12 protein-coding genes are annotated in these 12,796 nt (G+C 67.2%); 6 read left to right on the top strand and 6 right to left on the bottom strand.

Annotation, left to right across the window (positions count from 1 at the left end; genetic code table 11):
• Nucleotides 1-394: 394 nt before the first annotated feature.
• Genes GEV05_09710 through GEV05_09695 form a run of 4 tightly spaced genes read right to left on the bottom strand, consistent with a single transcriptional unit; the run spans nt 395 to nt 2,567 of the window.
• On the bottom strand, nt 395-1,174 hold the full coding sequence (locus tag GEV05_09710) for a TerC family protein (GenBank protein MPZ43662.1): 780 nt from the start codon (nt 1,172-1,174) through the stop codon (nt 395-397).
• A 12-nt stretch (nt 1,175-1,186) separates the two neighbouring features.
• The gene (locus GEV05_09705; protein MPZ43661.1) at nt 1,187-1,525 is read right to left on the bottom strand and encodes a hypothetical protein; all 339 of its coding nucleotides are present in this window, start codon (nt 1,523-1,525) and stop codon (nt 1,187-1,189) included.
• Between the two features lie 13 nt (nt 1,526-1,538).
• Entirely contained in the window at nt 1,539-2,027 is a 489-nt protein-coding gene (locus tag GEV05_09700; protein MPZ43660.1) for a plastocyanin, read from the bottom strand.
• A gap of 24 nt (nt 2,028-2,051) precedes the next feature.
• Nucleotides 2,052-2,567, bottom strand: coding sequence for a MerR family DNA-binding protein (locus GEV05_09695; GenBank protein MPZ43659.1), 516 nt, complete (start codon nt 2,565-2,567; stop codon nt 2,052-2,054).
• Nucleotides 2,568-2,645: 78 nt separating this feature from the next.
• Here GEV05_09695 and GEV05_09690 point away from each other — a divergent pair, with 78 nt between their 5' ends.
• On the top strand, nt 2,646-4,988 hold the full coding sequence (locus GEV05_09690; GenBank protein MPZ43658.1) for a heavy metal translocating P-type ATPase: 2,343 nt from the start codon (nt 2,646-2,648) through the stop codon (nt 4,986-4,988).
• Between the two features lie 289 nt (nt 4,989-5,277).
• On the opposite strand, the gene metE is transcribed toward GEV05_09690, so the two are convergent.
• Nucleotides 5,278-7,560 carry a 5-methyltetrahydropteroyltriglutamate--homocysteine S-methyltransferase gene (gene metE, locus GEV05_09685; GenBank protein MPZ43657.1) on the bottom strand — a complete coding sequence of 761 codons (2,283 nt, stop codon included), beginning with the start codon at nt 7,558-7,560 and terminating at the stop codon, nt 5,278-5,280.
• Between the two features lie 124 nt (nt 7,561-7,684).
• Here metE and GEV05_09680 point away from each other — a divergent pair, with 124 nt between their 5' ends.
• Nucleotides 7,685-8,596 (top strand): LysR family transcriptional regulator, encoded by a 912-nt coding sequence (locus GEV05_09680; GenBank protein MPZ43656.1) that lies wholly within the window; start codon nt 7,685-7,687, stop codon nt 8,594-8,596.
• Nucleotides 8,597-8,611: 15 nt separating this feature from the next.
• On the opposite strand, the gene egtB is transcribed toward GEV05_09680, so the two are convergent.
• Entirely contained in the window at nt 8,612-10,042 is a 1,431-nt protein-coding gene (egtB, locus tag GEV05_09675) for an ergothioneine biosynthesis protein EgtB (GenBank protein MPZ43655.1), read from the bottom strand.
• Between egtB and GEV05_09670 the strand changes: the two genes are divergently transcribed.
• The 4 genes from GEV05_09670 to GEV05_09655 all read left to right on the top strand — a co-directional run.
• Nucleotides 9,950-10,912 carry a TIGR04348 family glycosyltransferase gene (locus GEV05_09670; protein ID MPZ43654.1) on the top strand — a complete coding sequence of 321 codons (963 nt, stop codon included), beginning with the start codon at nt 9,950-9,952 and terminating at the stop codon, nt 10,910-10,912. The genes egtB and GEV05_09670 overlap by 93 nt on opposite strands.
• A gap of 284 nt (nt 10,913-11,196) precedes the next feature.
• Nucleotides 11,197-11,610, top strand: a complete 414-nt coding sequence (locus GEV05_09665) for an NADH:ubiquinone oxidoreductase subunit A (GenBank protein MPZ43653.1) — start codon at nt 11,197-11,199, stop codon at nt 11,608-11,610.
• A 3-nt stretch (nt 11,611-11,613) separates the two neighbouring features.
• A complete protein-coding gene (locus GEV05_09660; protein MPZ43652.1) occupies nt 11,614-12,273 on the top strand; it encodes an NADH-quinone oxidoreductase subunit B in 660 nt (219 codons plus the stop codon).
• Nucleotides 12,274-12,275: 2 nt separating this feature from the next.
• Nucleotides 12,276-12,796 (top strand): NADH-quinone oxidoreductase subunit C/D (locus GEV05_09655; protein MPZ43651.1); only part of this gene is annotated, 521 nt, incomplete at its 3' end.

Here is a 12,796-nt window from a genome sequence, read left to right as displayed (position 1 = left end):
ACCACGACGTGATTTTCGATGAAGTGACGGCAGCACGTCGGGCAATCCAGGACGGCCACGGTGAAATCGGCGATCGCGCTCATACCGGCTCCGGCTCCTTGAGCGGCTCGGCAATCCCGCGACGATCGACGCGCCGCGCATCCGAGCCAACGCGCCCAATTTAACGGACCGATATCCGAGCCGTTGCGGCAAAGACCGTCCGAATCCTGGCCGAAATCGCAGGCATGCCCGTTGGCGGCACGCCCGGCCGTGACAATGTTCCGGTATTGACCCGTGGGCGGGGCCGGTCTTGGCGTGGAGCTACTGCGGCGAGCGAAGCCCGCTCGATCGAGCCAGCCCAGAGCGGCGGACCCTCACGTTCGCCGGCACTCGGCCCGACGCCGCGGACCGAGCGTCAGCCATCGGTAATGGAATGACGTGCCTCGCGCTGGCGATGGCCCGATTGGCGTAACTGCACCGGATCCCGGCTGCGCTTGCGAACGCGCAGATTCAGCATCTCGACGCCGACTGCGAACGCCATCGAGAAGTAGATGTAACCCTTCGGGATGTGGAAGCCCCAGCCCTCGGCCACCAGCGCCACGCCGATCAGCACCAGGAAGCTCAACGCCAGCATCTTGATGGTGGGATGCGCATCGACGAAGCGGCCGATCGGACCTGCCGCGAAGATCATCAGTGCCACCGCGCACAGGATGGCGATCACCATGATCTCGATCTCGTCCACGAGGCCCACTGCGGTGATCACCGAATCGAGCGAGAACACGATGTCGAGCAGCGCGATCTGGGTCACGATGCCGAGGAAGGTCGCGGCCGCCCTTGCTGGCTTCTGCTCGTGCGCTTCGTCGCCCTCCAGCGAGCCGTGAATCTCGTGCACGCTCTTCCATAGCAGAAACAGCCCGCCGCCGAGCAGGATCAGGTCGCGACCTGAAATCTCCCTTCCGAGCACGCCGAGCAAGGGCTCGGTGAGCGTCATGACCCATGCGATCGAAAGCAGCAGCGCGATCCGCGTTCCGGCCGCCAGCGCCAGACCTATCGTGCGCGCGCGGGCACGCTGCCGTTCCGGCAGCCGACCGACCAGGATCGAGATGAAGATGATGTTGTCCACGCCCAGCACGATCTCGAGGGCAGTCAGCGTGGCAAGGGCAACCCATGCGGCGGGATCGGTGATCCATTCCATGGCCGTTCCAGTTTACTTCGGCGTCGGAGCAGGAACGATCCGCGTCAGCCGGTAGGCGCTGCCGACCTTCTCGGCTTCGAAGGTCACCCTGTCACCGGGCTTCACGGCATCGAGCATCGCAGGGTCTGCCACCTGGAAAACCATCGTCATCGGCGGCATGTCGAGATTGCGAATCGGTCCGTGGCGGATGGTGATCTTCTTGCTTTCACGGTCGATCCGGCGCACCTCGCCGTCGCTGGACGCGGACGAGGATTGCTTGGCTGCGTGCTCCATGTGACGCGCATCCCCGGCAAGGAGCGCAATGGGCCATGCCAGCGCGGCGGCGAACGCCATGACGAGCTTGCGTTTCATACCATTTCCTTTTTCACTTGACGATGATCTTGCCGACCATCCCGGCCTCGAAATGGCCGGGCACGAGGCAGCCGTAGTGGAACTCGCCGGCGCGGGTGAACTGCCACACCAGTCGTTCGGTTCTGCCCGGCGCCACGTGCGCCATGTGCGGCTCGTCGTGTTCCATGCCCGGGTGCTTGCGCATCAAGTCCGCGTGCGCCTTCAGATCGCTCAGGGTGCCGAGCACGAGCTCGTGCATGATCTTGCCCGAGTTCCTCACTTCGAAGCGAACGGTCTCGCCTCGTCTCACCCGGATTTCGGACGGCAAATAGCGCATGCTGTCCGCCATGGCCACCTTTACCGTACGCGTGACTTTCTTCGGGTCGCATTGCCTGCCGAACGCCTGCTCCTGCGCCAAAATGGCGCCCGAAATCTCCTTGGGCTTGTGCGCATCGCCATGTGCCCAGGCGGCTGCGTTCAGGCCCAGGCACACGACCAGAAAAAAGCTGTAAAGGCGCTTCATGCCTTTTCCTGTTACGAATCCCGCCTATCGATGCTCGCCATGGCCCTTCGGCTTGCGTGCCCTCGGTTCGGGGCTTCGCGGCGCCGCCGAAGCCCCGGCTTCGGGCTGGTGAGCGGCGCGCCGCAATGCCGCCTTGGCCTCAGTCTCGCCCGCAATGGCTTCGATGATCGGACACTTGGCGGCGCCGCCGTGGCGGCAACGATCCAGCAGTCCGGTGAGCGCGCGCTTCATCCGGCGCAAATCCGCCAGCCGCGCGCGAATTTCCGAGAGCCGCGCGGCTGCGATGCGCTGCACTTCGCTGCGATGGGCGCCGTCCTGCAATGCCAGCAGGCCCTCGATGTCCTGCAGCGAGAAGCCGAGCTCCTGCGCGCGCTTGATGAAGCGGATACGCGTAACGTGACCGCCGTCGTATCTGCGAAAACCGCCGCGTTTCTGCGCCGGTTGCGAAACGAGACCTCGCCGCTCATAGTAGCGGATGGTCTCCACGCCCACCGCCGCGGCCTCGGCTGCTCTTGCTATGGTGAATGCCGGTTCGTCCATTTCCCCGCCCTTGACTCCGTACCTCGGTACGGACTTTAGACTGCCTCGATGGACCGACACAAGACTCCGGAGCCGGAAATGAAATCCGGCGGGCACGAGCATCATGCGCCGGGTGGGGGCGCAGCGAGCGACACGACCGCCGTCGACCCCGTTTGCGGCATGCGCGTCGATCCGAGTTCGGCCGCCGGCTCGGCCGCGTACCAGGGCGTCGACTACTACTTCTGCAGCACCCACTGCCTGGCGCGATTCAAGGCGAGCCCCGAGCAGTACCTGCATCCGCAACCGGCAAGGCCGTCGCAGCCGGCACCTGCGGGGGCGCAATACACCTGTCCCATGCATCCCGAGATCGTGCGCGACGCGCCCGGCGACTGTCCCATCTGCGGCATGGCGCTGGTGCCGGTCGCGGGTAGCGGCGAGGCGGACGATACGGAGCTCACCGATCTCACCCGCCGCTTCTGGCTGGGCGCGGCCCTCTCCATTCCGCTGGTGATCCTGGCGATGGCGCCGATGCTGGGCTTCGCCGAGCCATTCGGACTTTCACCGCGCGCTCGCGGCTGGGTCGAGCTCGTGCTCGGGTCGCCGGTGGTCCTGTGGGTCGGCTGGCCCATCCTGCGCAAATTCCGGCTCTCGATCGCCAACCGAGCGCCCAACATGTACACCCTGATCGGCCTGGGCGTGATCCTCGCCTATGCGTTCAGCCTGGCGGCGGTGTTCGCGCCGGGTATTTTCCCGCACGAGTTTCGCAGTCACGACGGTGCCGTCGGCACGTATTTCGAAGCGGCCGCGGTAATCGTGACGCTGGTGCTGCTCGGCGACCTGCTGCAGGTGCGCGCGATGGGTCGCACCAGCGCGGCGATCGGAGAATTGCTGCGCCTCGCCCCTAACCTCGCTTGGCGCGTCGGCGACGACGGCGCCGAAACGCAGGTAGCGCTGGATCAGGTTGCGGTCGGCGACCGGCTGCGCGTCAAGCCCGGGGACAAAGTTCCAGTGGACGGCGTCGTGACCGACGGCGCGAGCCGCATCGACGAATCGATGCTGACCGGCGAGCCCGTGCCGGTCGCCAAATCGGAAGGCGACACGGTGAGCGGCGGCACGGTCAACGCCACCGGCTCGTTCGTCATGCGCGCCGAGCGTGTCGGTTCGGACACGCTGCTCGCCCGTATCGTGCACATGGTGGGCGAAGCGCAACGCACGCGCGCGCCCATCCAGCGTCTCGCCGACCGCATCGCGGCCTACTTCGTCCAGATCGTCGTCGCAATCGCAGCCGTAACCGCGTTCGTCTGGTGGTTCTTCGGCCCGCAGCCGGCCGCAACCTTCGCATTGCTGAACGCGGTGGCCGTGCTCATCATCGCCTGTCCCTGCGCGGTCGGGCTCGCCACCCCGATCTCGATGACGGTCGCCATGGGCGAAGGCGCCAAGGCCGGGATCTTGTTTCGCAACGCCGACGCGATCGAGCGCATGCGCGACATCGACACGGTGGTGATCGACAAGACCGGCACGCTCACGCTCGGCCGCCCGGCGCTCACCGAGCTGGAGACGAACGGCATCGCGCGCGATGCGGCATTGATCCTGCTCGCATCGGCCGAGCAGCCCTCGGAGCATCCGATTGCGCACGCCATCGTTACGAGCGCGAAGGAAGCCGGGCTCGAGGTGCATCGCGCGGGCGATTTTCAGGCACTCAATGGACTGGGCGTCGAAGCGACCGTGGACGGCCATCGCGTCCTGGTCGGCAGCCGGGCGTTTCTCGACCAGCGCGGGGTCGAGACGGATGCATGGCAGACGAAGGCCGAAGCGCTGCGCTCGGATGCGAAGACAGTGGTGTTTCTCGCCGCGGACGGCGCCGCTGTCGCCATGGCGGCCATCGCCGACCCGGTCAAGGAGAGCACGCCGGCGGCGATCGGCGCGATGAAGCGCGACGGCGTGCGGCTGGTCATGCTGAGCGGCGATTCGCAGCGCACCGCCGACGCGGTGGCGCGCCAGCTCGGCATCGATAGCGCAATCGGCGAAGTGCTGCCGCAGGACAAGGCGAAGCATGTGAAGCGCCTGCAGGCCCAAGGACGCAAGGTCGCCATGGCGGGCGACGGCATCAACGATGCGCCGGCACTGGCGCAGGCCGATGTCGGCATCGCCATGGGAACCGGCACGGACGTGGCGATGGAGAGCGCCGCCGTCACGCTCGTCAAGGGCGACCTGCGCGGCATCGCCCGCGCGATGGCGCTTTCGCGCGCGACCATGGGCAACATCAAGCAGAACCTGTTCTTCGCCTTTGCCTACAACGCGCTCGGCATTCCGATTGCGGCCGGCGTGCTCTACCCGATCACCGGCATGCTGCTCTCGCCGATGCTCGCCGCGGCCGCCATGGCGCTGAGCTCGGTGTCGGTGGTGACGAACGCGTTGCGGTTGCGCGGGACGAAGCTCTAGCGGCTTCTCCTTCTCGTCGAGAGTGAGGACGGCCCTGGCGGACACACTTAACGCGTGTCCGCGCCGGACGAACGCCCGAAGCGCCAGAACCCGCGTAGGCCAGGGCGGGACGCGCAGTCGCGGGCGGGGTGCACTCCCCTCCTGACCGAGGAGGGGCGGGACGCGACAATGTCGCGGACGGGGTGGTATCCAAGGACGCACAACACCTCATCATCCCGGCGCTTCGTGCCGCAATCTTGACCACCCCGCGTCCTTCGACCGCGACCCTCCTCGACGAGGAGGGTAGTGCTCAATCCTGCCGCGCCGCGAACCGCTCCCGCATCCGCCGCGCCGCCGCCACCAGGTTCGCGAGCGCCGGCTCGACTTCGGGCCAGCCGCGCGTCTTCAGGCCGCAATCCGGATTCACCCACAGCCGCTGCGCCGGAATGACCGCCACGGCGCTGTCGAGCAGCGCGACCATCTCGTCCACGCTCGGCACGCGCGGCGAATGAATGTCGTACACGCCGGGCCCGATCTCGTTCGGGTAGCGGAAGTGCGCAAAGTCGGCCAGCAGATCCATGTGCGAGCGCGACGTCTCGATGGTGATGGCATCCGCATCCATCGCCGCGATGGCAGGCAGGATGTCGCGGAATTCCGAATAGCACATGTGGGTGTGGATCTGTGTCTCGTCACCGACCACGGCCGCCGCGAGACGAAACGAGTGCACTGCCCACGCAAGGTACGCGCCCCAGTCGGCGCGCTTCAGCGGTAAACCTTCGCGAATGGCCGGCTCGTCGATCTGGATGATGCCGATGCCGGCCCGTTCCAGCGCCGCCACCTCGTCGCGGATCGCGAGCGCGATCTGGACTGCCGTCGCCTCCCGCGCCTGATCGTCGCGTACGAACGACCACTGCAGCAGCGTGACCGGGCCGGTCAGCATGCCTTTCATCGGCCGCTCGGTGAGCGATTGCGCGTAGACCGATTCCTCGACCGTCATCGCAGCCGGCCGGCTCACGTCGCCGAAGACGATCGGCGGTTTGACGCAACGCGAGCCGTAGCTTTGCACCCAGCCGTCGCCGGTCGCGGTGAAGCCCGCAAGCTTGTCGGCGAAGTACTCCACCATGTCGCCGCGCTCGGCCTCGCCGTGAACGAGAACATCCAATCCGATCCGCTCCTGACAGCGCACGGCGTGCTCGATCTCGGAGCGCATGGCGGCCTGGTAGGCCTCGGTGTCGATCGCCTCGCGCTTGAGCGCGGCCCGAGCGCCCCGGATCTGCGCGGTCTGCGGAAACGAGCCGATGGTGGTGGTCGGGAAGAGCGGAAGGCGAAACCGCTCGCGCTGCAAGCGGATGCGTTGCTCGAAGGGCGACTTGCGCTCCGTCATCGCGGGCGTCACGGCCGCCATGCGGGCTCGAACGGCCGGGTCCGCAACGCGCGGGCTTGCGCGCCGCGATGAAGCCGCCGCATCGGCCGCTTCCAGCTCGGAGCGAACGCATGCCTCGCCCTGGTCGAGCGCACGAGCGAGAACCTTGAGCTCCGCCAGTTTCTCGTCCGCGAACGCGAGCCATGCGCCGATCTCCGGATCGATGCCCGCGTCTTGTGCCGCGGACACCGGCACGTGCAAGAGCGAGCAGGAAGGCGCGATCCAGAGCCGGTCGCCGATCGCTTCGTGCACCGGGCGCAGCCGCGCGAGCGCGGCGCGCAAATCCGTGCGCCAGATATTGCGTCCGTCGATCGCGCCAGCCGAGAGCACCCAGGTCGGCGGCAGCAGCTTGTGCCATGCAGCCAACTGCGCCGGATCGCGCACCAGGTCCAGATGGATGCCTTGCACCGGCAAGCGCGCGATGGCTTCGGCATGGTGCCCGACGCCGCCGAAATAGGTCGCCAGCAAAATGCGCGGCCCGCGACCCGAGAGCGCCGAATAGGCTCGTGCATAGGCCGCGAGCCACTCGGGCGCCAGCTCGGTCGCCAGCACCGGCTCGTCGAGCTGAACCCAGCCGACGCCGAGCGTTCCCAGGCGTTCGAGAACCCGGGCGTACGCGCGCGTGAGCGGCTCAAGCAGCTGCAGGCGATCGAACTCGGGATCGAGGCACTTCGCCAGCCGCAAGAAGGTGATGGGGCCGACCAGCGCGGCCTTCGCGGTGCGCGCACGCGAGCGGCATTCGCGAACCGGATCGAAGTACCACTCGACTCCGCCCTCGAAGCGGGTGTCGGCGCCGAGCTCAGGCACCAGGTAGTGATAGTTGGTATCGAACCACTTGGTCATTTCCAGCGGCGGATGCCGGTCGTTGCCGCGCGCCAAGGTGAAATAGTCGGCCAGGCTCAGTGCGCCGGCGTCTGCTCCGAAGCGGGCGGGTATGCAACCCAGGAGCGCGATCAGGTCGAGCATGGGGTCGTAATAGGAGAAATCGCCCGCGGTCAGGATGTCGATGCCTGCGGCCTCCTGGCGCGACCAGTGCGTGGCCCGCAGCCGGCGGCCGGTGTCGAGCAGCTCGGTCGCTGCGACTGCGCCGGACCAGAAGCGCTCCAGAGCGAACTTGAGCTCGCGCCGCGCGCCGATGCGCGGATAACCGAGCAGATGCGTGAGTGCCATGAGTGTCGCCTTCTCGAATATCGCCTATAGGTCTTCGTCGCAAGCCAGTATCGAAGCGCGGCACGGTACAATCAAGCGATCGTTTTTCAGTCCGACTTGAATTGGATTCATAAGGACCCTACGCGTGCTTGAGCTGAGACACCTGAGATCGCTCGCCGCCATCGCCGATACGGCGAAGCTTTCCGACGCCGCCGAGCGGGTGCACCTGACGCAAAGCGCGCTCTCCCACCAGGTGCGCGCCCTGGAACGTCACTACGGCATCATCTTGTTCGAGAGGACCGCAACCGGATTGCGCTTCACGCCGGCCGGGCAGCGTCTGCTGTCGCTTGCGCGCGAGCTCCTGCCTGCGGTGCGCGATGCCGAGCGCGATATCCAGCGCCTCAAGCACCACGCGGGCGGCGAGCTGCGCATCGCGCTGGAGTGCCATACCTGCTTCGATTGGCTGCTGCCGGTGATGAACGAGTTCCGCCGCCGCTGGCCCGAAGTGGAAGTCGACCTGGTCGCGGGTTTTCACAGCGACCCCTTGAAGCTGCTGCAGGCCGGCCAGGCGGAAGTCGTCATCGGCTCTGCTGTCCCGCGCGGACGCGCGTGGCGCGTGCTGCCGCTGTTCCGCTTCCAGATCCTGCTGGTGCTGCCGATCGAGCATCACCTGCGCGGCAGGCGCCATGTCGAGCCGCAGGACCTCGCGGGCGAAACGCTCATCACCTATCCCGTGGCCGAAGAGCGCATCGACTTCATTCGCGAGGTGCTCGAGCCGGCCGGCATCCGCCTGAAGCGACGCACCGCCGAGCTCACGGTCGCCATCGTGCAACTCGTGGCGAGCCGGCGCGGCATCGCGGCGCTGCCGAACTGGGGGCTGAAGAACTACGTCGAGCTGGGCTACGTGCTCTCCAAGCGGATCGGGCCCAAGGGCTTGTGGAGCGAGCTGCACGCCATCGCTTCGAAGGCAGTGGCCGAGAAGCCGTACTACCAGGAGCTGGCCGCGATCATCCGCAGCCAATGCGCCGCCGATCTGGACGGCATCACGCTGCTATAGGGGCTGGATGCGAGGTCAATCGCGCAGCGAGCAGGCGAGCCGGATGCCGGCGAAGACGTCGGTGCGATCGGGCATGTAGAAATTGCGCCAGCGATTGTGCACCAGGCGCGAGCGCGTGGCGAAGGAACCGCCGCGGAGCACCCGATGATCGCCGAACCACGGCTGCGAATACTCGCGATAAGGCCCGGGCTCGAAGCCCGGGTAAGGCAAGAAGGGCGAGGCGGTCCATTCCCACACGTTGCCCAGCAACTGCCGCAGTCCCGAGCGGCTGTCGCCCTGCGCGAGCGAATCGACGGCGACGGCGCGACCGTACCGATAGTCCATGTTGACGGCATCGCCCCGAGGCGGCGCGGCGCCCCACGGATAACGATCGTCTGCCGCGTCCAATGCGGCGCGCGCGGCGAATTCCCATTCCGCTTCGCTCGGCAGGCGCGCCCCGGCGAATCCCGCATAGGCCTCGGCCTCGTAGGCGTTCACGTGGATCATCGGCGCATCGTCTTGCAACGGCTGCAGCCGATCGAACCGGCGCACGCGCCAACCCGATCCGTCGCGCTGCCAATGGCGCGGCTGGAGCGCGCCCGCGCTCTCGCGCCATGCCCATCCCGCCTGCGACCACCAGCGCCGCTCGCCATAGCCGCCCGCTTCCACGAACGCTCGATACTGCGCCTGCGTCACCGTCGTCGTCGCGAGCGCGAACGGTTCGACCACCACTTCGTGCGCGCAGCACTCGTTGTCGAACACGAAATCGGGGCGACGGCCCGAGCCCATCTCGAACCGGCCTGCCTCGAACACGACTTCGCGCGCCGCCAGCGGCGTGCCGCAGGGCGTCGCGGCCCAACTTCCAGCAGTGTGCGGGCAGCCTGGATTCGGTCCGATGCTCGCACGCGCAGGCATCGGCGCGGGCATGCCGAGGGTTTGCAGGCTCATCAGGAACGCTTCGGCGTGCATGTCTTCGTGCAACAGGGCGAGCAGCGGGAAATAGGGATCGGCCTGCGCATCGCGCGCCAGACGCTCGAGCGTCGTGTCGAGCACTGTTGCGAGATAGCCGTGCACGACCGGCCAGGTGAGCTGCGGCAGCGCCCAGCGCTCGGCATGCGCGATGAGCGCCGAGTTGAGCATGCGATCGGCATCGGGCAACAACGAATCGCGTCGCGGCGCCCCGTCCTGCCAGCGCAGACACCAGTGCTCCTGAAACCAGCCGAGATGCGCCAATTCCCACAACGGCGGATTCACCGTGCGCAGGTACGGAAAGCGCAGCGCCGCCTCGTCCAGGTGCGCGTAGATCGCGAGCGTATAATCGCGCGCGTCCCGCAACGCGGCTGCAAGCTGATCCGGATCGTGTAATTCCCGCACGTGTCGACTTCCGTCCTGATCGTTTCGCCCTACGCAGCCAGCGCGAACAACGGCAACTGGCGTACCGCGGCCCGCTGGGCACGGCTGCTGCATCCGAGCTACCGGGTGATTGTACGCACGCCAGCCGATTCCCTGCACGACGCCGACGCCCTGGTAGCACTGCACGCGCGCCGCAGTCATGCGGTCATCCGTGCATGGCGCCAGGGCCCCGAGGCCGGGCCGTGCGTGCTGGTGCTGACCGGCACCGATCTCTATCGCGACATCCCCGAAAAGAATACGGCCGCACTGGAGTCCCTGCGGCTCGCCGACCGGCTGATCGTGCTGCAGCCCCTCGCCATCCGGGCCTTGCCGGCCGCGCACCGGCACAAGGCGGCGGTGGTGTACCAGTCGGCAGAACCATTGCCGCCTTTTCCCAAGTCGTCCCGGAGGCTGCGTGCGCTGTTCGTCGGTCACATCCGGTCCGAAAAGGATCCGCTCACCTTCGTGCGCGCGGCGGCTCGGCTGGACGGAGTCTCGGAAATCGACTTCGCTTTGGCGGGTGGCGTGCGCGATCCGAAACTGGCACGCACTTTGGACCGGCTGCGTACGCGCGCACCGACGTTGACGATGCTGGGCGCGCTCTCCCATGCCGGAGCGCGGCAACGGATTCGGCGCTCGCATCTGCTGGTTGTGCCCTCGTCCATGGAAGGCGGCGCGAACGTCATCGTCGAGGCGGTGATGTCCGGCACACCGGTGCTTGCCAGCGATTGCGACGGCAACGTCGGCATGCTGGGCGAGGACTATCCGGGCTACTTTGGCGTCGGCGACGCGCAGGCGCTCGCCACGCTCGTGCTGCGCTGTCGCGACGAGCCCGCCTACCTGCGAGAGCTCAACCGCATGTGCGCAGCCCGGGTGCGCTGTTTCAGACCCGAAGCGGAGCGAAGCGCGCTGCGCCGCATCCTCGAAAGCTCGTTCGAGCGTTAGCGATGTTCTGAACAACGTCGTTCCCGTGAAAACGGGAATCCAGGGATGTGGTTGATTCGTCGGACTCCCGCGTTCGCGGAGAGTCGCTTCCGCCACCAGGACGAATCCTCGGCCAATCGGCTCGCGATCGGCTCGCACGCAATGCGGGCCGGCAACCGGATTGCGCCGGGCAAGGCGACCCGATCCGGAATATTTTCCTTCCGCGAACGCTCGCTCGGCGGGATCTTCGGCGACCTCCCAGGCACGGCCGGTGCTGCCGTCCTGCGTCTTTCCCGCAACCGCGCATGAGCCAGCCCGCCCAACTCCAGCTGCTCGCCGTCTATTTCGGCGCCATCGTCGGACTGGTCGCCTTGATGATCGGCCTGTCGTACGTGCTCGGACAGCGGCATTGCGCGCCCGCGACCGTGCAGCCGTACGAATCCGGAATGCTTCCCGTAGACGATGCCCATCTGCGCTTTCCGGCCCAGTTCTATCTCGTCGCGATGTTCTTCGTCGTCTTCGATCTCGAAGTCGTGTTCATCTACGCGTGGGCGATCGCGGCGCGCGAGGTGGGCTGGGCGGGATATCTGGAGATGCTCGTGTTCGTCGTGATCCTGCTCGCCGCGCTCGTGTATCTATGGCGCGTCGGAGCGCTCGACTGGGCGCCGCAGCGCCGCTCACGGCGCAAGAGCAGCAGCGCAGAGCGCATGAGCGGCTGATCGATGCGCTGGTCGATCGTCAAGGCGGCCCCCGCGACGGGGCAAGCAGCCGAATCGGCGCCGGCGCGCCCCGGGGAGCCGACGTTCGCGGACGCGGTGCGGCGCAACGTCGTGCTCGGAAAGCTGCAGGACCTGGTCGCCTGGGGACAGAAGAATTCGGTGTGGCCCTTCAACTTCGGCCTCTCCTGCTGCTACGTCGAGATGGCCACCGCGTTCACCAGCAAGTACGACATCGCGCGTTTCGGCTCCGAGGTACTGCGCGCCACGCCGCGCGAAGCCGATCTCATCGTCATCTCGGGTACCGTGTTCGTGAAGATGGCGCCGGTGGTGAAGTGGCTCTACGACCAGATGCTGGAACCGCGCTGGGTCATTTCCATGGGCTCGTGCGCCAATTCGGGCGGCATGTACGATGTCTATAGCGTGGTGCAGGGCGTGGACAGCTTTCTCCCGGTGGACGTTTACGTGCCGGGTTGTCCGCCGCGCCCCGACGCGCTGCTCGAAGGGCTGATCCTTTTGCAGCAATCGATCGGCACCGACCGGCGGCCGTTGAGCTGGATGGTGGGCCCGCAAGGTGTGGAGCGTGCGCCGCGGCCGAGCTTGCGCGATATGAAGCGCGAAGCGCGCCGGCGCGAGACCGAGCTGCGCCCGCCCGACACGGTGTGACCATGACCACACTGCTCGAGCGCGCGGCATCCTCCGGACCGGCGCCGACCATCGTCGGCGAGCTCGCCGCGCGTTTCGGCGGCGGCGTGCACGCGCTGCAACCGACCGCCGACGGCATCCCGACGCTGTGGAGCGACGTCGAGCATTTCCGCGCGCTGCTGCGTTACGCCAAGCACGACGCGAAACCGCGCTTCCGCATGCTGCTCGATCTGACCGCGATCGACGAACGCCTGCGCACCCACCGCGACGGCCAGCCGGCAGCCGACTTCACGGTCGTCTACCATCTCATGTCCTTCGAGGCCAACGCCGACCTGCGCATCAAGGTGCCTCTGCAGGGCGAGACGCCGAGCATTCCCACGATCACCGACCTGTGGCTCAACGCCAACTGGTACGAACGCGAAGTGTGGGACCTGTTCGGCATCGAGTTCGCCGGCCATCCCAACCTCCGCCGCATCCTGTTGCCTCCCACCTGGGTCGGTCATCCGCTGCGCAAGGACCACCCGGCGCGACGCACCGAGATGGG

Source organism: Betaproteobacteria bacterium (assembly GCA_009377585.1).
Lineage (GTDB): Bacteria > Pseudomonadota > Gammaproteobacteria > Burkholderiales > WYBJ01 > WYBJ01.
This window is presented reverse-complemented; position numbering and strand designations above follow the sequence as displayed.